This is a genomic window from Streptomyces sp. NPDC102360, from assembly GCF_044766085.1.
Lineage (GTDB): Bacteria > Actinomycetota > Actinomycetes > Streptomycetales > Streptomycetaceae > Streptomyces.
In genome coordinates this window covers 96,897-122,253 of record NZ_JBIWLG010000018.1, presented here as the reverse complement: position 1 = coordinate 122,253, position 25,357 = coordinate 96,897, and the positions used below count along the sequence as shown (strand labels likewise).

Annotated in this window: 22 protein-coding genes and 1 tRNA gene; 14 read left to right on the top strand and 9 right to left on the bottom strand. The window is 66.6% G+C overall.

Going from position 1 to position 25,357, the window contains the following annotated elements:
• Positions 1-237 precede the first annotated feature (237 nt).
• From ACIRHA_RS40325 to ACIRHA_RS40315, 3 genes are all read left to right on the top strand, one after another.
• A complete protein-coding gene (locus ACIRHA_RS40325; protein WP_403856345.1) occupies positions 238-1,815 on the top strand; it encodes an alpha/beta hydrolase in 1,578 nt (525 codons plus the stop codon).
• 94 nt (positions 1,816-1,909) lie between these two features.
• Positions 1,910-1,983: transfer RNA gene (locus ACIRHA_RS40320), tRNA-Thr, on the top strand.
• Positions 1,984-2,281: 298 nt separating this feature from the next.
• Positions 2,282-3,070, top strand: a complete 789-nt coding sequence (locus ACIRHA_RS40315; RefSeq protein WP_403856343.1) for a hypothetical protein — start codon at positions 2,282-2,284, stop codon at positions 3,068-3,070.
• Between the two features lie 70 nt (positions 3,071-3,140).
• Here the strand turns inward: ACIRHA_RS40315 and ACIRHA_RS40310 are convergent, their stop codons facing one another.
• Together ACIRHA_RS40310 and ACIRHA_RS40305 are read right to left on the bottom strand one after the other, a co-directional pair.
• A complete protein-coding gene (locus tag ACIRHA_RS40310; RefSeq protein WP_403856341.1) occupies positions 3,141-4,751 on the bottom strand; it encodes a tyrosine-type recombinase/integrase in 1,611 nt (536 codons plus the stop codon).
• A complete protein-coding gene (locus tag ACIRHA_RS40305; protein WP_403856339.1) occupies positions 4,748-5,422 on the bottom strand; it encodes a helix-turn-helix domain-containing protein in 675 nt (224 codons plus the stop codon). Before ACIRHA_RS40305 ends, ACIRHA_RS40310 begins: the two co-directional genes overlap by 4 nt.
• Positions 5,423-5,518: 96 nt before the next feature.
• Between ACIRHA_RS40305 and ACIRHA_RS40300 the strand changes: the two genes are divergently transcribed.
• The 7 genes from ACIRHA_RS40300 (at position 5,519) to ACIRHA_RS40270 (ending at position 13,302) form a co-directional block, all read left to right on the top strand.
• Positions 5,519-5,749: a hypothetical protein gene (locus ACIRHA_RS40300; RefSeq protein ID WP_403856337.1), complete on the top strand. Its 231-nt coding sequence runs from the start codon at positions 5,519-5,521 to the stop codon at positions 5,747-5,749.
• 212 nt (positions 5,750-5,961) lie between these two features.
• The gene (locus ACIRHA_RS40295; RefSeq protein WP_403856335.1) at positions 5,962-7,269 is read left to right on the top strand and encodes a DUF3631 domain-containing protein; all 1,308 of its coding nucleotides are present in this window, start codon (positions 5,962-5,964) and stop codon (positions 7,267-7,269) included.
• 421 nt (positions 7,270-7,690) lie between these two features.
• Positions 7,691-8,569 carry a DUF2637 domain-containing protein gene (locus tag ACIRHA_RS40290; RefSeq protein WP_403856333.1) on the top strand — a complete coding sequence of 293 codons (879 nt, stop codon included), beginning with the start codon at positions 7,691-7,693 and terminating at the stop codon, positions 8,567-8,569.
• A gap of 322 nt (positions 8,570-8,891) precedes the next feature.
• Positions 8,892-9,473 carry a MobC family plasmid mobilization relaxosome protein gene (locus ACIRHA_RS40285; RefSeq protein ID WP_403856331.1) on the top strand — a complete coding sequence of 194 codons (582 nt, stop codon included), beginning with the start codon at positions 8,892-8,894 and terminating at the stop codon, positions 9,471-9,473.
• Entirely contained in the window at positions 9,470-11,203 is a 1,734-nt protein-coding gene (locus ACIRHA_RS40280) for a relaxase/mobilization nuclease domain-containing protein (protein WP_403856329.1), read from the top strand. Before ACIRHA_RS40285 ends, ACIRHA_RS40280 begins: the two co-directional genes overlap by 4 nt.
• Positions 11,204-11,456: 253 nt before the next feature.
• Positions 11,457-12,545, top strand: a complete 1,089-nt coding sequence (locus ACIRHA_RS40275) for a ComEC/Rec2 family competence protein (protein ID WP_403856327.1) — start codon at positions 11,457-11,459, stop codon at positions 12,543-12,545.
• 1 nt (position 12,546) lies between these two features.
• Entirely contained in the window at positions 12,547-13,302 is a 756-nt protein-coding gene (locus tag ACIRHA_RS40270; protein ID WP_403856325.1) for a hypothetical protein, read from the top strand.
• Between the two features lie 41 nt (positions 13,303-13,343).
• On the opposite strand, the gene ACIRHA_RS40265 is transcribed toward ACIRHA_RS40270, so the two are convergent.
• The 7 genes from ACIRHA_RS40265 to ACIRHA_RS40235 form a co-directional block, all read right to left on the bottom strand.
• Positions 13,344-14,183 carry a hypothetical protein gene (locus ACIRHA_RS40265; RefSeq protein WP_403856323.1) on the bottom strand — a complete coding sequence of 280 codons (840 nt, stop codon included), beginning with the start codon at positions 14,181-14,183 and terminating at the stop codon, positions 13,344-13,346.
• Between the two features lie 197 nt (positions 14,184-14,380).
• A complete protein-coding gene (locus ACIRHA_RS40260) occupies positions 14,381-15,400 on the bottom strand; it encodes a glycosyltransferase (RefSeq protein ID WP_403856321.1) in 1,020 nt (339 codons plus the stop codon).
• Complete coding sequence (gene serS / locus ACIRHA_RS40255) at positions 15,401-16,693, bottom strand: serine--tRNA ligase (RefSeq protein WP_403856319.1); 1,293 nt, start codon at positions 16,691-16,693, stop codon at positions 15,401-15,403.
• Complete coding sequence (locus ACIRHA_RS40250; RefSeq protein WP_403856317.1) at positions 16,686-17,402, bottom strand: histidine phosphatase family protein; 717 nt, start codon at positions 17,400-17,402, stop codon at positions 16,686-16,688. Before ACIRHA_RS40250 ends, serS begins: the two co-directional genes overlap by 8 nt.
• A complete protein-coding gene (locus ACIRHA_RS40245; RefSeq protein WP_403856315.1) occupies positions 17,399-18,331 on the bottom strand; it encodes an aminoglycoside phosphotransferase family protein in 933 nt (310 codons plus the stop codon). Before ACIRHA_RS40245 ends, ACIRHA_RS40250 begins: the two co-directional genes overlap by 4 nt.
• Entirely contained in the window at positions 18,331-19,581 is a 1,251-nt protein-coding gene (locus ACIRHA_RS40240) for a methionine adenosyltransferase (protein ID WP_403856313.1), read from the bottom strand. Before ACIRHA_RS40240 ends, ACIRHA_RS40245 begins: the two co-directional genes overlap by 1 nt.
• A gap of 79 nt (positions 19,582-19,660) precedes the next feature.
• Complete coding sequence (locus ACIRHA_RS40235) at positions 19,661-20,554, bottom strand: aminoglycoside phosphotransferase family protein (RefSeq protein WP_403856311.1); 894 nt, start codon at positions 20,552-20,554, stop codon at positions 19,661-19,663.
• A gap of 191 nt (positions 20,555-20,745) precedes the next feature.
• On the opposite strand from ACIRHA_RS40235, the gene ACIRHA_RS40230 reads away from it, so the two are divergent.
• The 4 genes from ACIRHA_RS40230 (at position 20,746) to ACIRHA_RS40215 (ending at position 25,316) form a co-directional block, all read left to right on the top strand.
• The gene (locus ACIRHA_RS40230; protein ID WP_403856357.1) at positions 20,746-21,966 is read left to right on the top strand and encodes a helix-turn-helix domain-containing protein; all 1,221 of its coding nucleotides are present in this window, start codon (positions 20,746-20,748) and stop codon (positions 21,964-21,966) included.
• A 10-nt stretch (positions 21,967-21,976) separates the two neighbouring features.
• Positions 21,977-22,459 carry an NUDIX domain-containing protein gene (locus tag ACIRHA_RS40225; protein WP_403856309.1) on the top strand — a complete coding sequence of 161 codons (483 nt, stop codon included), beginning with the start codon at positions 21,977-21,979 and terminating at the stop codon, positions 22,457-22,459.
• 122 nt (positions 22,460-22,581) lie between these two features.
• Complete coding sequence (locus ACIRHA_RS40220; protein WP_403856307.1) at positions 22,582-24,102, top strand: N-6 DNA methylase; 1,521 nt, start codon at positions 22,582-22,584, stop codon at positions 24,100-24,102.
• A complete protein-coding gene (locus tag ACIRHA_RS40215; RefSeq protein WP_403856305.1) occupies positions 24,099-25,316 on the top strand; it encodes a restriction endonuclease subunit S in 1,218 nt (405 codons plus the stop codon). Before ACIRHA_RS40220 ends, ACIRHA_RS40215 begins: the two co-directional genes overlap by 4 nt.
• Positions 25,317-25,357: the final 41 nt, after the last annotated feature.

Sequence of the window (25,357 nt, the reverse complement as noted above, 5' to 3'; positions counted from 1 at the left end):
GGGGGGCGGGCCGCGGGGGGGGGGGGGGGGCGGGGCGGCCGGGGGGGGGGGGGGCCCCCCCCCCCCCCCCGCGGGGGGGCCCCCCCCGGGGGCGGGGGCGGCCCCCCGATCTTTTGAGCCCGCGCCGGGGTTGCGGACTCGGGGCTCTGCCCCGGACCCCGCTGCTCAATCGCCGCAGGGGCTTGATGGGTCCGTACGCAAGGTGACCAGTTGCGCGCGGAGCGTTACGCTCGCTCGATGGACTTCAGGCGCCACCCCCTCACCCCACGCCGCCGACCCGCCGTGTTCGCGCTCGCCGGCGGGCTTCTTCTCGCTGCCATCTCCGCCTGCGCTTCGGGTAGTTCGGGTGCTCCGGGTTCCTCGCTCGCCGCGCTGCCCCGCGCCACGCCGGCCGATCTGGCCCCGTATTACGACCAGGCCCCGAAGTGGCGCGAGTGCGGCGTGCCCGGGTTCGAATGCGCCACCCTCAAGGCGCCGCTCGACTACGACAAGCCGTCCGCCGGCGACATCGACCTCGCCGTCTCCCGGAAGAAGGCCACGGGCCCCGGTAAGCGCCTCGGCTCGCTCCTGGTCAACCCGGGCGGCCCCGGCGGCTCGGCGATCGGCTACCTCCAGTCGTACGCGGGCATCGGCTACCCGGAGAAGGTCCGCGCCCGCTACGACATGGTCGCCGTCGACCCGCGCGGCGTCGCCCGCAGTGAGCCGGTCACCTGCCTCGACGGCAAGCGGATGGACACGTACACGCAGGCCGACGTCACCCCGGACGACCAGGCCGAGCGGGCCCGCCTGACCGCCGCCTACAAGGGGTTCGGTGCCGGCTGCGAGACGTCGAACCGCACGTCGGGACGGGTTCTGCCGCACGTCTCCACGGTCGAGGCGGCCCGCGACATGGACCTCGTACGCGAGGCGCTCGACGACGAGAAGCTGAACTACGTAGGTGCGTCGTACGGGACGTTCCTGGGGGCGACGTACGCAGGCCTGTACCCGGAGCGGGTCGGCCGGCTCGTCCTCGACGGCGCGATGGACCCGTCCCTGTCCGCGCGTGAGATGAACGAACAGCAGACCGCGGGCTTCGAGACGGCGTTCAAGTCTTTCGCGAAGGACTGCGCGAAGCGCTCCGGCTGCCCCCTCGGCACCGGCACGCCCGACCAGTCGGGCAAGCGTCTCAAGAAGTTCTTCACGACCCTCGACCGCTCACCGATCGGCACCGGCGACGAGAAGGGCCGCAAGCTCGGCGAGGCCCTCGCCACGACCGGCGTGATCGCCGCGATGTACGACGAGGAGGCCTGGCCGCAGCTGCGCGAGGCCCTCACCGCGGCCATGAAGCACAAGGACGGGGCGGGCCTGCTCGCCCTCTCCGACAGCTACTACGAGCGCGAGCCGGACGGCACGTACTCGAACATGATGTTCGCCAACGCCGCGGTGAACTGCCTGGACCAGCCGCCGTCCTTCACCTCGCCCGCGGAGGTCGAGAAGGCGCTCCCCGACTTCGAGAAGGCCTCCCCGGTCTTCGGCAAGGGCCTCGCCTGGGCCTCCCTGAACTGTGGCTACTGGCCGGTGAAGGCGACCGGCGAAGCCCACCGCATCACCGCCGAGGGCGCCGCCCCCATCGTCGTGGCCGGCACCACCCGCGACCCGGCCACCCCCTACCGCTGGGCGAAGTCCCTCGCCGCCCAGCTCTCCTCCGGCCACCTCCTCACGTACGACGGCGACGGCCACACGGCGTACGGCCGCGGCAGCGACTGCGTGGACGGAGCGATCGACGACTACCTGCTGACCGGAACCCCTCCGGCCGACGGAAAGCGCTGCTCGTAGCGCGTGTCCCCAGGCCACAAAGGCCGTGCGGAGCACCCCCGTGGAGCGTGTAGGATTGGCGACGTTGCTGACGCACTCCGGTGCGCGCGGCGGCGCCGCCTTAGCTCAGATGGCCAGAGCAACGCACTCGTAATGCGTAGGTCTCGGGTTCGAATCCCGAAGGCGGCTCGGATCAACCCCAGGACTCACTCGCCGTGACCTGGGGTTTTTTCATGTCCGGGGCATGCCGAGCCGCACGACGGGGATGCCGTGGAAGTGCTTGCGTGAGCGATGCGTGAGCGGAGGTGTCATGACGTGTGCCGCGCCAGCGCTGCCGGTTGGCGCGACTTACCTCCTCGGGTGCTGCAGCAGGATCCGCAAGTGCGCATGTTCTCCGGTGCCGATGACCGTCATGGCCCTGCCCCCAGCCCGGGTGCTCTTGCGGAATAGTCATGCACATGGTGTCGAGGATGACTAGCCTGCGCCCATGCTTACCGAAGAGCGCTTTGCCGACGTCTGCGCAGAGACCACGTGGCATGTGAAGAAGTTTCTGGACCTCATCTACATCCACTCCGAGCAAGAGGTCCGGGGGCGGCAGCCGCGCGCGACGCTGAACCCACTTACCGTTCTCATGGCAGCTGCCGCATGGGAGCGATTCCTCAACGACTTGGTCGGAGCAGCGTCCTACCAAGATGACAAGTGGGGCGAGAGAGGGGCCAGCGGGCTCGGGCGTTTCCAGATCCCGAAGGCCAAGACCAGTGATGGAAAGGGTTGGATCTCACGTCCTTGGGAGCCAGAGCATCTTTCCTCGTACCTCCGACAGCGAGGGGTTCTCGATCGAGATATTTCAGATGGGTGGGCAGCTTGGCTGTCCTTCACCTGGGTTGGTGCGACCCCTAAAGGGTGGTCATTTGCTGAGTACGCGAAGGATCCGGGTGCCTTCTGTGATGTTCTGAAGGAGGTGCAAAAGGTGCGGAACGGGGTTGCTCACCTCGCGTTCCCACAGGACTTTGCTGCGGCTGCAGAGTCAAGCTACTCATGGACGAATAACGCGCGATCAATCACGATTCAGAGCGGCCATGCGCGCGGCTTGTCTGCTGCCGTCCTGCAGTTGATCGACTCGAGCATCGTGTCGGTTGCGCAAAGTCACCAATGGCCCGCCGAAAAATACAGGTTGTCGGCGACTTGGTTCCAATCAACGGTTTCGGATAGTGATTCCCGCTACCCCGGGGCTGAGTTCCGGGGTGGACGGGGTCTGGATCGGCTGCGTGGCTGACTGCAAGAGAGCAGTAGGCAGGCGTCTGTGGCAAACAACCGGCAGGAACCATGCCCAGGCAGCGTGACTTTCATGGCTTCGCCTTCTTGCGCTTGTTCTTCTTGCCCTTAACCTGGTCCTTCTTGGCGCGCTTAGCCTTCTTTCGGGCCTTTTCATCCCTAAGCGCCGCTTCCTGGGCCTCGGTCTTGCGCTGAAGCGGGACCAGTTGGGCCGTGGCCTCGGCGGCGCTCTTGCCGACGTGGGGGAGCACGCTCTGGTAGATGTCCCGCGTGATCCGGGTGTCACTGTGCCCGAGGGTGTCGGAGACGATCTTCACGTCGATGCCGGCGGCGAGCATGAGGGTGGCCGCGCCGTGGCGGAGGTCGTGCAGGCGGATCGGCGGGAGGCCGGAGGCGGCGACGAGCCGTTCGAAGAGGTCGGTCACCTTGCCGGGGTGGAGCCAGGAGCCGTCCTCTTGGGTGAAGACCAGGCCGGTATCGACCCATGCTGTGGCCCATTCCTCACGGTCAGCGTTCTGCTGCTTGCGGTGGCGTTTGAGGACCTCGACGGTGTCGTCGTCGAGCGCCACGACGCGGAAACCGCTGTCGGTCTTGGGCTCGGACGTCTCGACCTCCCACCCGTCCTGGACGAGCTGGGCGGAGACGGTGAGGGAGTGGGTGGCGAGGTTGGTCTCCGACCAGGGCTGTCCGCACGCTTCGCCCCGGCGCAGGCCGCGAAAGGCGATCAGGTGCCACATGGCGTACAGCCGGTCCGTGGCCACGAAGTCGAGGAAGGCGCCGGTCTGTTCGGGCGTCCAGACCATGACCGGGGACGGCTTCTCGCCGGTCTGCTGCCACTTGGCGACCCGCTCGTCCGTCCAGACGAGCGCCTTGGGCTTGCGTACGGAGTCGATCTCGACGTGGGCGGCGGGGTTGAAGGTGATGATCTGCTGACCGATCGCGTCGTTCAGGGACGCGCGAAGGGTCGCCTTGATGTGCTGGCGGGTGGAGGGCCCGGTGACGCGCCGGATCGGCGGCATCGCGTCGATCGCCGTTTTCAGCGCTTTGCGGTGGGCGCGGTGCTCCGCGCCCGCCCACGGGACGGTCGCCAACTCGGCGAGAGCGGCCTTGCGCTGGGAGTTCTGTTCGACGAGGTCGGCGTTGGCATCGACGATCGCGGCGAACATCTCGCTGAGGTGGCTGACACGCAGCCGGTCGAGACGCCGACCGCCGATGTGGGGCTTGAGGTGGACGCGGATGTCGGTCTCGTAGCGGTTCAGCCCTGACGTGCGGATCCGCTTGCCCACCAGCCAACGGTCGAGCCACTCGGCGACGGTGAGGCTGCCGATGAGGTCCTGGCCCGAGTTGAGCCGCCGCCGGGTTTCCTCGACGTCGGGCAGAGGAGCCGTCTCGCTGCTGACTTCCGCCAGCATCGCGGCGATCAGCTCTGTGCCCTCGGGGTCGTCGGCCTCTGTGAGGCCCAGGAGGGCACGGACGTGGTCGAGGTCGGCCTGGGCTGCCTTGAGGCTGCTGTACCCGCCCCGTGCGAAGGAGCGCCGGCTCCCGTCCTCTCGGGAGGGCAGTTCCTGGCGTATGGAGTACGTGCAGTGATTCCTGCTGTTGCGCCTGGCGCAGGCGGCGCCGAGTTCCTTGCCGGTCTTCGGGTCGCGGCACGAGCACCGGCGGTAGGTGGAGCCCTTCAAAGATCATTCTCCTCGGTGGTGTTGCTGTCGGCCTGGTCGACGTCGGCGAGCGATGCGGGCAGGTGTGGTGGGGTGGCTCCGTCTTCGCGGAGTCCTCTGCGGAGTTGGCGCAGGTTGTACTTGGCGGAGATGGCCTGGTCGCCGTACGTGGTGCGCTTGCGCTCGGCTTCCTCCTGCTGGGCGCGGCTGGTTGCCGTTTTGGCGGCGAACCGGGCCTGCTCCTCTTCGTCGAGTGCGGCCAGTGCGGTTTTGACGAGGCTGGCGTGGATCTCGAATGCGCTGACGAGGCCAGCGTCGTTCAGGGACACTTCCTCCTCGCCGGTGAAGCGCCGCAGGGCGTCCCAGGTGGGCACGAGCTGCTGGAAGGGGAGTTCCTGCGTCTCCTCGACGTAACCGACAGGGAAGATCAGACAGACCGGATAGGTCGCCAGCGCCGCTGCCAGGACCATGACGTCGACCAGCGGGAGGCTGGCGCGGCGGCCGGATTCCATGTTGGCGATGACGTTTCGCGGGATGGGATGCCCGAGCTGCTCGCACTGTTCCGCCAGCTCTTGTGCGCTCCACCCCATCTCCTTCCTTCTCCGCCGGACTTCGCCGGCCACGTTGGCCTTGATCCGATCCACCCACTCGGGGAAGTCGTCCTCTTCATCATCGATATCGCGATGTGTCATGCAGACACACTAGCTTGAGGATTCTGGTTGGTAGAGATCCGGAGCCGGACGTGGTGACCGCGTTCGCCGAGGGCTGTACCGAAAGAGGTGCGCGGCATGCGCGAAAGGCTGACCGCAGGCGGTTCGCAGAGGATGGGTCGCGAGGAGCTGCTGTCGCTTCCCGTATCCATTGACCTGGAGACAAGCAACCGGGCGTTGAGTCTCGGCAGGAGTAAGGGCTATGAACTCGCGAAGCGCGGCCAGTACCCGTGCAAGGTCTTGAGGCTCGGTAACGCCTACCGGGTGGTGACGGCGGATCTGCTGGAACTGCTGGGCCTGGCGGCGTGAAGCGGCGAGATCCTACTAAACAGTTCTGCGTTGAGCTGACACAGGGACGCTGGACTGTGGACAGCTGTGAACGTACCGTCCGTGTTCCCTCGGGGAACGAAACGGGCCCCCGGCGATGCAACGCCGGAGGCCCCAGCATCCCCGAACGGTCCATGAACCGACCCGGCGGCCGGGGCGTACGAGCCCGCAGCCGCCAGACGAGGAGCTACCCCGTGCAACCCGAGCATCCCGAGCCCTATTCCGTCCCTGGTCAGACGGCGTGGCCTGCCACGGCCGTCCCCGGCCGGCCGGGCGTCCATCTGGCCGCCGCACCGGAGGGCACCGCCGACCCGCAGCCGGGTGAGGATGCGCGCACCTGCGGCGCGGAGGCCGAGGCGGCGACACCGGGCGGTCCGGAAGAGATGTCCGATGCGGAGCCGACCTGCGGATCGGTCCTGCTGGATGAACTGCGAGAGCAGACAGCCCAGTTCGTGATCCCGCCCTCGCCGCAGGCGCTGGACGCGGTCATCTTGTGGGTGGCAGCGACGCATCTGCAGCCCGCTTGGCAGCACGCCCCGCGTCTGGCGGTGGTGGGACCGGCCAAGCGGTGCGGCAAGTCGCGGCTGCTGGACGTACTGACCGAGACGGTCCACCAGCCGATGCTCACCATCAACACCACCCCGGCGGCGATCTTCCGCTCCATCGACGGGGAGGAGCCGCCCACGCTCCTGGTGGACGAGGCCGACACCATCTTCGGCCCCAAGGTGGCGGAGAAGAACGAGGAGACGCGAGGTCTGCTCAACGCAGGTCACCAGCGCGGTCGTTACGTCACCCGAGTCGTCGGGAACGACCACACCCCGCACAAGTTCGCCACCTTCGCCATGGCGGCCCTCGCGGGGATCGGCGAGCTTCCCGACACGATCATGGACCGGTCGGTGGTGATCCGCATGAGGCGCCGGGCCGAGGGCGAGAAGGTCAAGCCCTTCCGCTCCCGCCGTGACATCCCCGCCCTGCATGAACTGCGCGACCGTATCGATGCCTGGGCCAGGCCGCTGCTGGATGCGGCGACGAACCTGGAGCCGGACATGCCAGTCGAAGACCGAGCTGCCGATACGTGGGAGCCCTTGGTGGTTGTCGCCGACCTGGCCGGCGGCACCTGGCCGCGCAGGGCCCGGGTGGCGTGCGCGCGGATGGTGGCTGCGGAAGTGGAGGCCGAGGAGGACCACCCCGGCGGGGCGCGGATCCTCGCCGACATCCGCCGCGTCTTCTTCGCCCAGCGCGAGGTGGACAGCCTGTCCACCGAGGACCTTCTGCACCACCTGCGCCAGGACCCCGAGGCCCCGTGGGCCGAGTGGGGACGTAAGGGTCTCGACGCCCGTGAACTGGGCAACAGGCTGCGCGAGTTCGATATCAGGCCAGGCAACGTGCGCATGGCCGACCGGACTCAGCGCAAGGGCTACATGCGCAACAAGTTCCTTGACGCCTGGCGCCGGTACTGCCCCACCGTCCACCCCGTCGAGGCCGCTCGCGTCGAGGGCTGAGACCCCCGCCGCCGGTTGCCGTCCCCGCCGTCCCTGCCGTGATCTCGCAGGTCACACGGCATGCGTCCGAGACGGCAACCGGGCTCAAGACGGCAGCACGATCATGAACGCGTGGTGCCCGTCCAAGACGCCGCCCCGATCCGTCTTGCAGCGTCCCTCGCGTCCCTGCCGTATCGGTGCAGGTCACAGCACTGCTCGCCGAGACGGAAGACACAACTCCACCGTCCTGGCCAGAAGGACCACCCACAGCGGGGGGCTCAGGGACGACGAACCTCCTGAGCCCCCCGCGTAAGAGGCGGAAGACGCCGGAAGCACCCCCAGGACGGCAGGGCGAGGCTGCTGCCGTACCCGCCCTGACCTGCACGTGCAACGGCCAAGACGGCCAAGACGCATCACACCACTAGCCCCAGGAGGATCCAGCTTGACCGCCCTTCACCTCTCCAATCCGCCGCACCATCAGCCGTTGGACGATCGGTCCGGCGATGGGCAGCCGAAGGAAAAGACCCAACACGATGCGGAGCAGTACGTGCTCGGCGCGGCCGGCCTCGTCATCGTTGCCCTGACCGCTGGTGCGTTCTGGCTCTCCTACGCGCACCTGGCCGACGTCGCCGGCCGACACGGGCTCGGCAGTTCGCCGATCCGCCGCTGGGCGTGGCCCGCCACCCTGGACGCGTTCATCATCGCGGGCGAATTGCTCATGCTCCGGGCTGGACTGCGCCACGTCACCGACAAGTGGGCCATCGCCGTCACCGCCATCGGATCGTCCGGCTCCATCGCGCTGAACGTCGCCGGGGTCAGCGGCACGGGCAACACCAAAGCCGCCCCGCTCCTCGACTATGTGGTCGCCGCGGTGCCGCCGGCCGCCGCGATGGTGGCCTTCGCCGTACTGATGCAGCAGATCCACCAGCTCGTCGAACACCCCACCGGTCACCCGCGCCCCAGTTCCGTACAGGTGCCGGAACCACCGGTCACCACACCCCGCCGGCCCGCCGAGTCACAGGCCGAACCTGTCCAGCTCACGGAGCCTCCGGCCGCCGTATCCGCTCGATCGCCGGAACCACCGGCCGAGATTGCGGAGAGCAGGCCGCGCGGTGGCCGCCCGCCCGGCGCCCCGCTCGCAGAACTGGTGGAGATCGGCAGGGCAGCAGCCGCTGAGCAGGGCAAGCTCACCCGGGCCATTGTCCGAAAGGGAGTCGAGGACAAGGAACTGACCATCGGCAGCGAGCGGCTGACCGAGGTGACGGGCATCCTGCGGTCCGAACTCGAAGCCGCCGCCGCGAGCGGTCCGGTCAGCACCTGACCAGCTCCTACTGGGTGACCGGATCCCCCTTCCGGTCACCCAGGCGGGCGGCCACCGCCCTACGCGTCACCTGCTCATCCACACCTGTGGACAGAACGGAGGTCGCCCTCGCTCCGTCTGCCCCCTCAGCCTTTCCGGAGACCTGCCCATGGACCACGACCCGCGCTACCGCGATGACACCGCTGAAGAGCCGACGCAGCTGAAGAAGTCCTTGCCACTGGTGGGACGCCTGAGGAAGGCGCTGGGAAAGACAGCTCCTGGCGGAGCCAGTAGTACCCCGAGTCCGACTCATGGCCGGTCTTCGGGGGTCTCCGCCCCGGGGGTGGCGGAGACGGCCCAGCGCCAGGGGGCGCCGGACCAGAAGGCCGGGGCCAAGGGAGGCCCCGACCCGGACACGCTCCACGCCGCCCAGCGCGAGATCCTCCGCCCCGTACGTAAAGACGTTGCCGCCGCCGGCGAGCCCACGGTGAAGACCGTGGAGCCCACGATCCGTCGCTTCACCGGCGAAAAGCGCGACGCCCGCGTCGGTCCCCTGCGCTTCCTCGACGAGGAGCGTGTCCGCCTCCAGGACGTCGCCGTGGAGCACGGCTACAAGGGCGACTCCGGATTCGCCGCCGACGTGGTCATGGCCTTCGTCACCGGACGGTTCACCGCCAATCTCCCTCTGTCCGAGGATCGCCGCCGCACCCACCACTTCCGCGCCCAGGTGCTGCGTCAGCTCAACCGCATCGGTGTCAACGTCAACCAGATCGCACGCGCCCTCAACAGCGACTACATGCCGCCCGACATCCGCCGGCAGCTGACCGAACTCCAGCAACTGCTGGACCTGATCGCTGAGGCCCTGCGTCAGCCCGCCGAGCCCGCTGAGTCGTCCGACCTGGAAGAACAGGAACTGTCCGCGTGATCGCCGCCATCAAACCGGCCGGGTCCAACACCCGCGGCCTGCTCGCCTACCTCTACGGCCCCGGCCGCCAGGACGAGCACCTCGATCCGCACATCGTCGCGGGCTTCGCGATGCTCGGCATGCCCGACCCGGGCCGCGACGAGAGCGCCACCCTCACCGAACTCGCCCGAAACCTCGACGAGCCCGTGCGGCTGCGTAACAGCGAGTTCGGACGCAAGGTCACCGACCACGTGTGGCACTGCCCCGTACGCGCCGCACCCGAAGACCGCCACCTCTCCGACGCCGAATGGGGCGAGATCGCTCAGCGGATCGTCGAGACCGCCGGGATCGCCCCGCCCGGCGACGACCTGGCCTGCCGCTGGATCGCCGTACGTCACGCCGACGACCACATCCACATCCTGGCCACCACCGTCCGCGAAGACGGCCGTCGCCCCAAACTTCACAACAGCGGTACGCACGTCGGCGACGAGTGCCGCGAGATCGAGAAGCGCTACGGGCTAAGGCAGTTGAAGAAGGGCGACGGCACTGGCAGTCGCCGTCCGGCCCAGTCCGAGATGCACAAGGCCGAGCGGCTCGGCTGGGACCGGACCAGCAGGGAGTGGCTTGAGGATCGGGTCCGCGCGGCCATCCCACATGCCACCAGTGCCGAGGAGTTGCTCGCCTACCTCGAAGCGGACGGCGTCGCGATCAAATCCCGACGCGGGCCTTCCGGCGATCTCCTCGGCTACGCCGCAGGACACCCCGGCGACCTCAACGGCAAGGGCGAGCAGGTCTTCCACCCTGGAGGAAAGATCGCCCCCGACCTCACCCTGCCCAAACTGCGGGCCCGTCTGGAAGCCGTCGTACCCGAAGAGCACCCCACCGCCCGCCGCGACAAGCCGACCACTCCATGGCATCAGGCCACCGACGCCCTCGGCACTCTCCACGCCCAGCTGGCCGACACCACCGATGGCACCGAGGGCGGCGACGAGCGCTCACAGGCCCACATCGCCGCCCTCGGCGAACTCATTGAAGCCACCGCCCAACAGGCACCGGCGAACATGCGCCCCGAACTCGACGCCGCGGCAAGGGTGTTCGCCCGTGCCCAGCGCTCCCAGATCCGCGCCGAAGACCGGGCAGCCAGCGCCGTACGCCTCGCAGCCCGCGACATCATCCACACCGCCATTGGCCCGGACGGCAGTGCATTGGCCGCCCTGACCGCCGCACTCGTCTGGTCCGCGATCCTCGCCCAGCGCTGGCACGAGGCCAGGCAGCACGCCCACCAGGCCGACGCCAGCCGCCAGGCCCTCCAGCATCTCCAGGTCGCAGCCGACCGGACCATGACCCCCGTGCTCGCCGAATTGGAGCACCGCCAGCCCAAGGAACAGGCCCGCCTGACTCTGACCGGTGATGTGCACGCTGCCATCCCGGACCACGCCGCCCGCGTCCTCACCGATCCCAGTTGGCCTGCTCTCGCCACCGCCCTTGCCGATGCCGAAGGACGCGGTCACCAGCCTCATCAACTTCTCAAGGAGGCCGCCGCACAACGCGAGTTGGACACGGCCCGCCAGCCCGCCCGAGTCCTGATCACCCGCATCCAGCACACCGGCCGCAACCCTGCTCCCAACCGTCGAGCCGAAGCAGCCCGTCGACGCACGATCACAGGCGCATGGCCTAAGGGCGGGGTGGCATACACCGGGCGGCCGCCCGTTCCGTCTTCTACTCCAGAGAGGAATCGTTCCCGGCGGTAGCCGGTCGGCTGCGGCGTGAGTCCTGGGCTACTCGCCGAATGCCACAGTGGCTATACGGCCAGGGAGGGCGTCCGCCGGCTCGGCATGCGGTGGTCCCTCAGCACTGAATGCTGAGGGACCACTGCATACGTCAATGACCTCCACACGACTACGGCAACTCGCTCGAAACGAGCATGAGTTACTCCTTCACTTCGCCGTCCTGGGGGTGCCAAAATGTCTATAACCACAACGACGTGTGACAGGTAGGGCTTCTGTGGGCTACGAGATAGATTTCCTCCCCGTGGGAGAGGAGTCGAGCGGTGGTGACGCCATCGCGCTTCGTTACGGCAACCTCTACGGCCCTCGCGACGAACAGACCGTCATCGTGATTGACGGTGGCTACCTCGACGACGGTGAGGCGCTCGTTGAGCACATCTGGAAGCACTACGGTACCGGTATCGTTGATCTTGTTGTTTCAACGCACCCGGATCGTGATCACATCAGCGGGCTGAGGGTCGTCCTGGAACGGATGACCGTCAAGAAGCTGCTCATGCACCTGCCCTGGAGCCACTCAGCTGGCATGGCGCGGGCCAAGACGCTCCTCTCCTACAGCGCCCGATCATTGCGTGCGGAGCTGAGGGATTCACTTCAGGGCGCGTCTGACCTTGAAGAAGTGGCCCAGGCGCAGGGGGTCCCCATCGAGGAACCGTTTCGCGACTGGACGAGCGATGACGGCGTGCTTCGTGTTCTCGGTCCCACCGAGGACTACTACAGAGAACTGTTGGCGGAGATCGTCGAACCCGACCCCGCTCAGGAAGCCAAGAAAAGCTGGGAAGCTTCAATCCGGAGACTGCTCGCCAGCATAGTTTCGGAGGCGCTCTGGACCGAGACGCTCGGGGAGAGCGGGGAGACCTCTGCCAAGAACAACACCAGCGCCATCTGCCTCTTGGAGGTCGATGGTCGAAAGCTTCTCTTCACCGGAGACGCAGGGATTCCTGCACTCGACCACGCCCTCGTCGCCTTGGAGGCTGATGGCTTCCAGCCGGGTGACCTGAGGTTTGTCCAAGTGCCGCACCACGGCAGCCGTCGTAACGTCAGTCCGTCGATCCTCGACCGGCTGCTTGGAGCCAAAGGGAAATCCGGCAAGGTTGGTACGGCATTCGCGTCCGTTCCCAAGAAGAATCCGGAGCACAAGCATCCTGCGAAGAAGACGACGAACGCCTTTCTTCGGCGAGGATACCCCGTCCATCTGACGCAAGGGGCGAAGAAGTGGCACCACCATGATGCGCCTGGCCGATCGGGGTACAGCACGTCCATACCCGAACCGCTTCACACCGAGGTAGAAGACGACGGGAACGCCTAACGTGCTGTGGCTCGACGATTATGAACGTCGGGCGCGTCTTTCGCCCGCCTTGCTTGCGCTGCTGCCGATCAACTTTGCCCTGGCGGTCCTTGGCCTGAGCAAGGCCCCAGTTGTTGTTTCGGTTCTGACGGCGCTCTCGTTGGCTGGAGGCCCGATCGTTCTCGCGGAACTCGTACGCCACCAAGGTCGGAAGGTTCAGGAGACGCTTTGGACGTCATGGGGTGGCCCCCCGACTGTCCAGAAGCTTCGTCTGCGGCAAGAGGAGCAGAACTCGCTGCAGCGGGAGACGTGGAGGCAGGCCGTGTCGTCCGTGGCCGGCATCGAGCTCTACTCGGCTCGCCGTGAGCGGGCGAACAAGGCGAAGGCTGATGAGGTGATCGAGGTTGCCGTGGGGCAGATCCGTAGCCTCACGCGGGGTGAAGCAAGGTTTCCGCTTGTACGTGCCGAGAATCGGAGCTACGGCTTCCACCGAAACCTCTACGGAATTCGCTGGGTGGGTCGAACCACCGCTCTCTTGGTGGTACTTGGCGTCCTGGCGTACATGCTGTGGCTTGCCAATGTCGACCATCAACCTGTGCTCACGATCGTGAACGCTCTCGCACTCTTCACCACCGCGGGCTGCCTCGTAATCTGGAGTGTCCTTCCGTCGTCCGAACGGACGAAGAGTGCGGCAGAGAGGTACGCCTACGAGTTGCTCCAAGCGGCGGTCGTGCTCGATTCCGAGAGGTCTGTAGTCGCTCCTGGGGAGAGCCAGTAGTACCCACGGCAGCTGAAAGCAAAGGTTCACTCCGACCGGCATCAGGGCGCTTGCGTTCTCGCACCGGCCAATCTTGAGGATGCCAGCTCCTCCTCGATCGCCATGACCACGCCTGGCCAGTGCACAGTCGGCTCGCCAAACAACTGCCAGTAGCGATATGAGGCGCGAACGACGGAACTTACGCCGAGCCTCGCCGAGTCAGGGTCGATCGCGCCAATCAGCCGACGCGTGATTCCTCCGGCTCCGCGCGCGGCGGGGAGGATGCCGTGCGACAAGAGGAGCGTGGCGGTGCGGACGGCATCCAGCGTTCCCAGCGGAGCCAGAGACGCGAACTTGCCGTAGACGAGGTGGTGCCACGGCATCTTCGTCCTTGCCCAGGCCAATCGTTCCAGACCCGTTCCGAGATCCACCGCTAGCCGCGTGGGGTTATCGACGTTCCACAAGAGCACGATGTCGCCGAGAGTTAGGTCAAGGTGCTTGAAACGAAGAGTGATCCCTTTGACTTGGCGGCGCTGCCACGGCTCCAGCTTGCCGTGGACGCTGATGTGGCGTGCATGGAAGCCCAGTCGCGACAGGACGCTGAGCCAGTCGTCCAAGGCCATCCCGTACTCGTCCACGTGCTGAATCAGTTGGACACGGGAGACGTTCACGAACGAGGTCATGAAGCCTTCCCGGAGATCGCCAGAGGCCTCTCGCTGCCCGGTGAAGCGGACGACGGGCTGGGGCAGGTAGCCGCTGCGATAGGTGAGAGGGCGCCCTTCTTTGAGGAAAGGGTCGAGGGCTTGGACGGCCGAGATCGTCAGTTCGGTTTCGCGCCCCCACCGAATTGGGAGGCATGCATCCTGAGGTACGCCTTGGTTTGTGAAGCCTTCCCGGAGCATGGCCAGCAGCTCCTCCCATGAGGGCCGCCGTCGCGGGGGACGGTACGGCGATCCGCGGTGCGAGTGCTCGATCGCGATCCGGCGATCACCGAGGGTGAACTCCCATTGTGATCCCAGGCTTTGACGTAGGACTGTTGGTAAGCGGCTTTCTGCTTCGGTCGGTGAATCGGCTACGACTGTTCCGAGGACACTGTGCATCATGATCGAGCCGCCAGCGCCGTGAAGTGGCGGGCTGCATCGAAGCGGTGCATCCCGATTTCCTGGGCATCTGTGTGCTTGAGGCTCTCCGCCTGTTCAATCGTCAGCGCGAGGAGTTCTGATGCCGTCTCGTCGTCTGTGCTGGGATCGGCCACCGTGACAGCGCCGGTCCGATCGCAGAGCGCCGCTTCGGCACAGGTGCCGGTGCGCCAGGTGAGAGCAGCCATGGGTGTGCCGGCGCGGAGCGATTCTCCGAAGACTGCGGCGCCGGCCTCCACGTAGGTGCGGGCGTAGGTGTAGACGAAGACGGAGGCTTCGCGGATGGCGGCGGTCTTTGCAGGGCCGCCGAGTTCGCCGACCCACTCCACGTGGTCGGCGTTGAGGAGCGCAGCGTGGCGTTGTACGTACTCGTCGTCGAAGACCGGGCCGACGAGCCGGATCCGGCGGCCGAGTAACTGGGCGGCACGGACTGCCAGGTGCGGGGCCTTCTCGGCGTCGATGCGGCCGAGCCATATGAGGTCGCGTCCGGCGACGGAGGGCGGCTCGCCTTCGTCGAGTCCCAGGTGTACGGCCAGCTCCGGGACGGGCCGCTGGGCGGCGTACCGCTCGACCATCTCGGGTGAGTAGCAGTAGAGACGCGACCGCTTGCTGTCGAAGGCGGCGTCGGAGTGCTGGAAGACGGGGGAGTGCTGAAACGTGGCGACGTCGCAGTCCAGTTCGTTCCAGGTACGGGTCCATGCAGGCAGCGAGGGATATTCGTGGCCAACGACCAAGAGGTCGTACCCGGTGGCGCGGAGCTCGCGCTCGGCGAGCGACCCGGCGGTGATGTCCTCCAGGCGGACCGGCTTGCGGACCCAGTCGTGCTCCAGGTCCGTGAGCCAGTCCGGCCCGAGGAGGTGGACGTCGGCGCCTGCGGCTCGGGCGCCTACGGCGACCGCCCACAGCCATCGTTCGATCCCGCCGTAGCCGGCGGGCGGAAAGGCGTAGCTACCAGGGAAGTCGCAGACGCCGACGAGCACTTATGCCTCCGGTGTTCCGTCCGCCGAGATACGGCGGAAGCCGAGGTACGGGAAGAGGGATTCGGGAAGGACGAGCGAGCCGTCCTGCTGCTGGCACTGTTCGAGGAGCGCGGCCAGGGTGCGACCGACGGGCAGGCCGGAGCCGTTGAGCGTGGCGACGAGCTTGGGCTTGCCGTCCTCGCCGCGGGTGCGGATGTTGGCGCGGCGGGCCTGGAAGGTGCCGAAGTTGGAGATCGAGGAGATCTCCCGGTAGGTGTTCTGGCTCGGGATCCAGACCTCGATGTCGTACGTGAGCTGGGCGGAGAAGCCGGTGTCGCCGGCGGCCAGCTTGACCACGCGATAGGCGAGACCGAGCTCCTTCAGGCACGCCTCGGCGTGGCCGACCATGGTCTCCAGCTCGGCGTCCGCGGTCTCCGGGTCGACGATCTTGACCATCTCGACCTTGGAGAACTGGTGCTGGCGGATCAGGCCGCGGGTGTCGCGCCCATACGAGCCGGCCTCCGAGCGGAAGCACGGGGTGTGGGCCGTGAGGGCCAGGGGCAGCTCGGCGGGCGGGATGATCTCGTCGGCGTAGAGGTTGGTCAGCGGGACCTCGGCCGTCGGGATGAGGAACAGGTCGCGATCGGCGGCGCCGGTCTTGAACAGGTCCTCCTCGAACTTCGGCAGCTGGCCGGTGCCGGTCATCGTCTTGCGGGTCACCAGGTACGGGACACCGTGCTCGACGTAGCCGTGGCGGCGCGTGTGGATGTCGAGGAAGAGCGTGGCCAGCGCGCGCTCCAGGGCGGCGCCGGCGCCGCGGGAGACCGCGAAGCGCGAGCCGGACAGCTTCGTGGCGCGGGCGAAGTCGAGGATGCCGGTGGCCTCGCCCAGGTCGACGTGGTCCTTCGGCTCGAACGAGAACGCCGGCGGGTTGCCGACGCGCCGGATCTCGACCGCGAATTCCTCGGAGTCACCGTCCGGGGCCTCGTCGTCGGGAAGGTTCGGGATCGTCAGGAGGAGCTCGGTGAGCTCCTCCTGGACCTTCTCCTGCGCGGCCTCGATGTCGCGGATCTGGTCCTTCAGCTCGCGGGCGCGCTCCTTCAGCTTGGAGATGTCCCCACCCTGCTGGGCCGTCTGCTGGACCTCGCTCGCCACCCGCTTGGACTCCGCCCGCAGCTCGTCGGCCGAGCGGATGCTCTGGTTGCGCCGGGACTGGAGGTCTTCCAGCCGGGACAGATCCAGGGAGTAACCGCGACGAGCGAGCCGACGTACCGCTTCGGCACCCATTTCAATCAGGGCGCGGGCATCATGCATGAGGAAGATCCTTCTTATCCGGCGAGTGGGATGGGGATACCGCATCGACGGTAGCAACCGCCGACCCCTCACCGATCCGCAATATCGACGCGTCACCATCGGCGGTGATCTCGCGCAGAGTGGCCGATTCAAGATCATCCAAGAGCTCCGTGACCAAGAGGGAAAGATCGTCGTCGCCGATGGCGAGCGGCTCGATGTAGGGAGCCTCGGGGAAGAACAGCGGCATGGCCTCGCCGGCCGCGCGATCTCCATGCCAGTGGAGGACGGAAACCAGCAGGCCGTGCCCGACCAGGACGCGGGGCGCTGGGTGCTCCAGAGCGGCGAGGACGCCGGTGAGCAGCCTGCGTATGCCCTCATGCTGCGACTCCGCGGCGCCCGGTGGGCGCTGACGAGGACCGTGCTCGTCGAGCCAGGCCGCGTAGTCGAGGAAGGGCTTGCCCTCGAACTCCCCGTAGTCGAGTTCGTTCAGCCGGGCGTCTACAACCAGCTCGGGCGAGGGGACGCCCATGAGTAGCGAGGCGGTCTGCCGAGCCCGTGGAAATTCGCTGGTCAGCCAGGTGGCCACGGAATGGAGTGGGAGGACGTTCCACGCACGGCCGAGCGACTGTCGGCCCTCGTCGGTCAGAAGAATCCGCTTGGTCGGGTCGCCGTTGACGAGGTACCGCTTGCTGTAGTCGGTATGGCCATGGCGAAGGATGTACGTCGTCACGATCCACTCCGAGGGGTTGTCGCTGTCGCCAGAAGATCGCTGAGCACGGTGGCCATGAACGTGGCGCGTGGGTCGCCGGACTCCACGTAGAAGAGGAGGCCGTGGACCGCCAGGAGTCGGCACCAGGGTGCGAGCACGGGGACGGGGATCCGAGACGTACGTGAGGCGACGGCCAGCCGTGCGGTCGTCCCGCGTCCGAGCTCGTAGTAGACGGTCCAGAACGCCCAGTCGAACGCGGGATCGCCCATCATGGGGAGCGGATCGATCAGCCGGGGGTGTCCCCGCCAGTCGAACAAGACGTTCTCCCGGTACAGGTCGGCGTGCAGCACCGTCGCTCGGCGAGAGCCCTCCTCCAGATCGGCGACGGCAACGAACCCTGCTTCGACGAGGGAACGCCAGCCACCAAGGTCGAGTTCGCGCATCCGCCGCTCGATCTGCGGACGCACTTCGTGGGCGAGGTAGTCGGTGAGGAGTGGAAGCTGCTCCGACCGGAGTCTGTGGCGCCCCAAGGTGTGGAGCCCGTGGACGGCCGCCGCCACCATTTGGAGCTCCCGCCGCGGCCGATCCGCGCCGCCGGGTTGCCCTCCGGTGAGTTCGAGCGCGGCCACGGCCAGGTCGTCCGCGGCCTCCACGACCTCGACCGTGGGTCCGCGGGCCCAGAGCCGTAATGCTTCCACCTCGTGGCGAAAACGAGATGGATCAACCCATGCTTTGAGGAGCAGCGGACGCCCGTCGGGACGGGCCGCGGTCGCAATCACCGAGGCGTGGCCGGCGTCGTGGTACGCCACGAGCGTCAGCTTCCACCTCCCTGCCGCACGTGCCAGCAGCCCCGGGACGGCGTCGAGCCACGGCTTGACCGCAGGACCGTAGTGCGCGAGCAGCCGCTGCCTGCACCCCGCGGGGATCTCTCCGAGCGTCCGCTTCGTCATCAGCTCAGCTCGATCCCGTCCGAGACGAGCTCATCCGTCAGGGCGGGGAACTCGCCCAGTACCTCCGCGACGAGGGCCTGCACCTTGTCGACCTCGGCGTCCGGGGCGGAGAGGCGGACGAGGATGCGCCAGGGTTCGTCCAGACGCTGGCCGGTAGTGCTGACCAGATGCACTTCCGCATGCCCGTCGGTGGTCTCGTGCAGGCGGTGGGCCAGGCGCTGCGCGGCGATGTTGTAGAGCTTGCCGACGTGGTAGACGGGGTTCTTGCCGTTGGCGCCCTCCAGGTTCATCGGCCGCAGCGGCGTGATCAGCCCGTTGACCCGGTTACCGCGCCCGACGACGCCCTCGTCCCCCGACTCGATCGAGCTCCCGGTGTAGGTCAGGTACAGCTCGTCCTTCTCCGGGACGTCGCGGGCGTTGAGCCGGAAGCGCGCCTGGGCGCCTGGCAGTCGGAGGGCGGCCAGCCGGTGGCACTCGGCGAGGACGGTCTCCTTGTTGCGGATGTACTCGGCCCGGCTGGCGACGTGGCGCGACTTCTGCGGGACGCACAGGACGATGTCGGCTTCGTCGCCGTCCCAGAAGCCCATGAGCTTGACGTCGGAGCCGCACCACGCGTGGGAGAGGGTGAACTCGCTCTCGCCGGAGAAGTGGTTCACCAGGTCGCGGACGAACGACTCGAAGGCGTTCTCGGGGGCCCAGCCGGTCCCCAGCGACGTGTCGTTCGAGAGCCGCACCCGGCGCTCACGGAGGTCGTCGACGGAGCGGGGATTGAACCAGCGAGTGCGGTCGGGGGTCCCGTCGCCGGTGAGGACCGCCCCTGGGCTGGAGTTGCTGGTGATGTTGAAGACGATGTCGAGGTGGTCCGACACCTCGGGAAGCCGCTCGGCGAAGAACGCCCGCACCTCGGCCTCGACGATCTCCTCGACCGGGATCGTCTCGCCCCCGCACATCGGTGCCGCGCGACCGTTGACCAGGACGCGGACCGGGGCGGTCATCTCGCCTGCTCCGTAACGGACTTCGCTGGCACCGCCGAGGAGAGCGAGCTTGTCGAAGTTGTGGTGCAGCACGGCGCCGAAGCGCGCGACGGTGTGGTGGCTGTAGGCGCGGGACAGCCGCTCGGCGAGGTGATCGGCGAGGGTGTCCGGGTGGCCGAGGCCCTTCCGCTCGACGATGGTCGTCGCGTCCGGTCTGGCCATGGCGGTGTCGATGACGAGGTGGCTGTTGCCGATGATCGTGCTCGTACGAGGCATCACGAACTCCCTTTCAGGGGTGGGAAGAAGGGGATGAGCGCAGGCGTCAGCACGCCTGGACGAGCGGTGCGGTCGAGATTCAGCGAGGGACTCCGGCAGCGCGGAGATGCGCCACGATCGCTGCGAGCGACTGGTATGCGGAAACGGCTTGTTCTTCAGCGGTGAGTCGGACGATGTCGTGGGTCGTGACGAGGTCGATGTCCTGGGTCCGGCGGCGATCGAGCCAGAGGAGCAGACGCCAGGCGAGCACCGGCCCGCAGAACGGCAAGCGGTCCGCGAGATCGACTGGAATGCGCGCTGGCGCCACGTCCTCGTACAGCAGATCCCGTACGAGATGGAAGACGACGTCGGTGTAGTCGAGAACGGCCGGGCCACAGGCGCTCGCCTCCCAGTCGACGACGTGCAGGTGCTCTCCGTCGACGAGGAGGTGCTCGGGCTTGAGATCGCCATGTAGGTGCACGGTTGGGTGGGCGTCGATCATTGGGAGGGCCTCCCGCAACGCAGCCCACCAGGGCATCCACCGGCAGCGGGCCGAGAACTGATCCAGCAGGAACTGGCTCGCGGAAACAGAGCTGCCAGCCCGTGTCGCCCAGCCGGGGCCAGGAGTAGCGCCGGCAGTCGGCCGGTGAAGCATGCCGCTCACCGCCACGACGTGACCGATGTAGCCCTCCATCGCCTTGCGGGTGGCCACCGAGCACGGCGTCCCGTGCACCGCCCGGAACACGGTCCAGGACCCGGCCTCGTCGCATCCCGTCGCTAGGACGGTCGGAACCGAGATGCCGCGCAGGGCAGCACGCTGGACCGTGGTGGCCTCCCGTCGACGTCGCCCCTCGGGGTCGATGCCGACGTAGACCTTCAGTACGGCACTGCCGTCCGTGGCGAACCGCGTTCTGGAGTACGGCTTGAGGACTGCCGCGCCGAACGGCCCCAGCCCTTGTCCGACCCACGGATCCGCCGTCTTCGTGCTGCGCATCCTCCACACACCTCCGTCCCGTTCGAGAAGCAGAACTGATCGCCAAAGGCCGCTGGAATGAAGGGAGTTACCACCACCGCCCTGCGGCTTTCTCGGTCTGCTGCGACAGTAGGCGCGGCGCCCCGCAGCACCCCGGAAAAACCTTCCGGGGTCGATTCCGGCCACGAGGTGATGCTCAGGACATGCGAGGGATGACAGAGAACCTGACCATCGGCGAACGCGTTGCCTGGTACCGGCGGCGACGTGGACTCTCCCAAGAGGTCCTGGCCGGCCTCGTCGGCCGCACCACGGACTGGCTGAGCAAAGCGGAGAACAACCGGATCGAGCTCGACCGCCTCTCGGTGATCACCTCACTCGCCGAGGCTCTCGACGTCTCGCTCGGGGACCTCCTCGCCGAGCCGACGCTCCTGGAGTGGTCGAGTGACAGCGGCCGCCGCACGGTGCCCGCTCTGCGTGACGCGCTCATGGACTACAAGCAGCTAACGCCCTTGCTGGGGCTCCCACCCGACGACGAACCGCCGACCCTGGCAGGCTTGCGGGACGCGGTGAAGGAAGTCCTCGACGCCTACCAGGTGTCTCAGTACGGCTTCGCGACCCGACGGCTTCCCCTCGTCCTCGCCGACGCCCTCGCGGCCTCCCGCTCGTATTCAGGGCGTGAAGGGGAGGAGGCCCATGCCGAACTCGCCTTGGCCTATCACGGTGCGGCCATGGTGCTGGGCAAGGTCGGGGAGTCGGAACTGGCGTGGATCGCCGCCGACCGGGGCCTGGCGGCAGCACAACAGAGCGGCCAGAGCACGGTGACGGGCTCGCTCTTCCGGGCGGTCACGCACTGCCTGATGGCCACTGGCCGATTCACCGCGGCGATCCAGCTGGTGAACGATGCGGCGGCCGTCATGCAGCCCGGCCTGGGCACCGCGAACGACGAATACCTCTCGGTCTACGGCACGCTCTTCCTCGCCGGCGCCATGGCGGCCGCCCGAGCGGAGGACCGTGCGACCACTCAGACCTTCCTCCGCGAAGCGGATGAGGTCGCACAACGACTGGGTGCCGACGCGAACCACCTCTGGACGGCCTTCGGCCCGACCAACGTGGCCATCCACTGCGTCGCCACCGCCGGAGAACTCGGCGACATCCAGATCGCGGCCGATCTTGGGCAGCGCATCGACACCAGCGGCTTGCCTGTGGAACGGCGCGTGAGGCATAGCCTGGAAGTCGCCCGAGCCCTCAGCTCCTGGAACCGGACCGACGAGGCCCTGGCCACGCTGCTGGACGCCGAGCGCGCCGCACCCGAACAGGTGCGCCACCACTACCTGAGCCGCGAACTGGTCATCGGCTGGATCCGCGGCACCCGAGGCCGCCCGTCCCAGTCAGTGGCCGACCTGGCCCGCAGGCTCGGCGTGGTCGGCGGTTAGAGTCCGTCCCGTGACCGAGAACGAGCACGAAGCGAAGATGGCCCACCCGCGCATGGCCGCCGGCGCGCTCTTCTTCGACGACGCCGACCGGGTCCTACTCGTCGAGCCGTCGTACAAGGACTACCGGGATATCCCCGGCGGGTACGTCGAGAACGGGGAGTCTCCCCTGCAAGCCTGCGTGCGTGAGGTCCAAGAGGAACTGGGTATCAAGCCTGCGATCGGCCGCCTGCTCGTTGTGGACTGGGCACCGAACCCGGGGGAGGGCGACAAGGTGCTCTACCTCTTTGACGGGGGCAGCCTCACCGCGGATGAGCGTCGGCACATCGAGCTTCAGGCCGACGAGCTTCGGGGCTATGCCTTCCACGACACCCGAGAGCTGCCGGACCTTACGATCCCTCGCCTCGTGCGCCGTATTGCTGCGGGCATTGAGGCCCGTGCTGACGGGGCGACTGCTTACCTGGAGCGTGGGACGGCGCCGGAGGCGGCTGGGTAGCGAGGGAGCGTGGGGGCTGCCTCGCTAGACGGGTCTACCTGACACGCTGCTCGCCCATCGGTGCCTGGTGTTCTCCGGCCGACGCGACCGCGTGTGTCAGTGGGACACGCTAGCCTGCTTGCGTGATTACAGGTGAGCTGAAGAGCAAGATCGACCGACTCTGGGACGCCTTCTGGTCTGGCGGGATCTCCAACCCATTGGAGGTCATCGAGCAGATCACCTACCTGATGTTCATCCGGCGCCTGGACATCCTGGAACAGGCCAAGGAGAACAAGGCCAACCGCACCGGACGTTCTGTCGAGAACCCGATCTACGCGGACGATACCAAGATCCTGCGCTGGTCGGTGTTCATCAACGAGTCTCCCGAGAACATGCTCACTCGGGTGCGTGACGGCGTCTTCCCTTGGCTGCGCACGCTGGGAGGCGAGGACTCCACCTACGCGCACCACATGAAGGATGCCCGCTTCACCATCACGACTTCGAACCTGCTCGCCAAAGCCGTCGACATGATCAACGGCATCGACATGGGGGACAAGGACACCAAGGGCGACCTGTACGAGTACATGCTCGGCAAGATCGCCACGGCAGGGCAGAATGGCCAGTTCCGTACGCCCCGGCACATCATCCAACTGATGGTGGAGATGATGGCTCCGCAGCCGGGCGACGAGATCTGCGACCCGGCGTGCGGCACAGCCGGCTTCTTGGTCGCCTCCGCCGAGTACGTGGAGCACACCCACCGCGAGGCGCTGTTCGAGCCGGCTCAGCGGCAGCATTTCAACGAGAGCATGTTCCACGGGTTCGACTTCGACAGCACCATGCTTCGCATCGGCAGTATGAACATGCTGCTGCACTCGGTCGAGAACCCCGACATCCGCTACCGCGACTCGCTCGCTCAGAGCGCGGCGAGCGAGGCCGACCGGTACTCGCTCATTCTTGCCAACCCCCCCTTCGCGGGCAGCCTCGACTACGACGCGACGGCGGCGGACCTGCAGAAGGTTGCGAAGACCAAGAAAACGGAACTCTTGTTCCTTGCCCTCTTCCTGCGCCTCCTCAAGCCGGGTGGTCGGGCAGCGGTTATCGTCCCGGATGGGGTCATGTCCGGCTCCACCAAGGCGCACAAGGAACTACGGAAACTACTCGTCGAAGGTCACAAGCTGGACGCGGTGGTCAAGTTGCCGGGTGGTGTTTTCAAGCCGTATACGGGAGTTTCCACGGCCATTTTGCTCTTCACTAAGACGAATAGTGGGGGCACGGATAACGTCTGGTTCTATGAGGTCACGGCGGATGGTTGGAGCCTCGACGACAAGCGCACGCCACTACTTTCAGAAGACAAGCTCGGACCACTAGCAGGTGACGGTGTGCTCAGCAACGATGAGTACGCGAAGAACAACCTGCCTGATTTGTTGGCGCGTTGGCGCCGCCGTAACGGCAGCGAGCAGGAACGGGCGCGGACCGAGCAGAGCTTCTGCGTCCCTAAGGGTGATATCGCCGCCCAAGGCTACGACCTGAGCATTAGTCGGTACAAGGAGATTGTCCACGAAGTAGTCGAACACCGTGCGCCGGGTGACATCATTGACGAGTTGACGCTTATCGAAGCGGAGATCCAGCAGGCGATGAGTGAGCTGAAGGGAATGCTGGGATGAGCAAGTGGCCTTCAGTTGCTCTGGCGGATGTCGCAAAAATCGAGCGCTCTACAATCCAACCAGAAGATATCGCCCCGTCGGATAGCTATGTTGGGCTGGAAAATATTGCGCGGGGTGGTGATTTTGTGAATCTAAAGAATGCTGGCGCTGCAGGTGTCGCTAGTGCAAAATTCCGATTCACCCCTCGGCAGGTTTTGTTCGGTAAGTTGCGTCCCTATCTCGCGAAGATTGCCTGCCCCGATTTTGGCGGTGTCTGCAGTACGGACATTCTCCCTATCACTCCCGGACCTGATCTCGACAGGTCGTATCTCCGTCGATTCCTGGCGCTCCCGGATACGATTGCGCTCGCAGTTAGCCGATCAACTGGAGCTAATCTCCCGCGCCTTTCTCCCAAGGCGCTTGCGGAGTTCTCGCTTCCCCTTCCGCCCCTGGAAGAGCAGCGGCGTATCGCACAGATGCTTGACCACGTGGATGGCCTTCGCGCTAGGCGCCGCAAGGCTATCGCTCTGCTCGATGATCTAACTCAGGCCATTTTCCTCGACATGTTCGGGGACCCGGCCCAGGCGCGACCGAATTTCCCAATGCGGGCGTTGGTCGATACCGTGGAAGCCCCCTTGCAGAATGGTGCGTACTATCCCAAGGAGCTCTACGTGGCGTCGGGTGGCGTCGAAATGGTCCACATGGGTGATGCGTTCTATGGGAAGGTGGAGAGGGGGAACCTCAAGCGGGTCGCATGCTCCGACGTGGATCGCAAAAAATACTCTCTGGGGTCCGGCGATGTTCTCGTGGCGCGCCGCTCGTTGAACTATGAGGGGTCGGCGAAGCCTTGCCTGGTTCCCGCGAGTCGTGAGCCGCTCATCTTTGAATCTTCGTTGATTCGAGTGACGCCAAGCCGGGAAATTGCCACAGCGTCCTACATCTATCACTACTTGAACAATCAACATGTACGTGAGCGATTTGTCTTCCCGTTTGTGACCGGAGCTACGATCTCAGGGATTAGTCAGAAAAATCTAGCGCAAATTCCAGTCATGACGCCGCCGATCGAAATGCAAATGGAGTTTGCGAGCCGTCTCGAAGGTATCGATAGGGTGAGGTCGGGCGGCGAGTTTCATCTTGCTGAAATTGACTCCCTTTTCGCATCCCTCCAGTACCGGGCGTTTCGCGGTGAGTTGCAGTTGGATATTCCTATGCAGCCCCGTACCCAGCCAGTCTGACGCTTCGATTATTCGGTCAGCTTCAGTGAAAGGTCATCGAG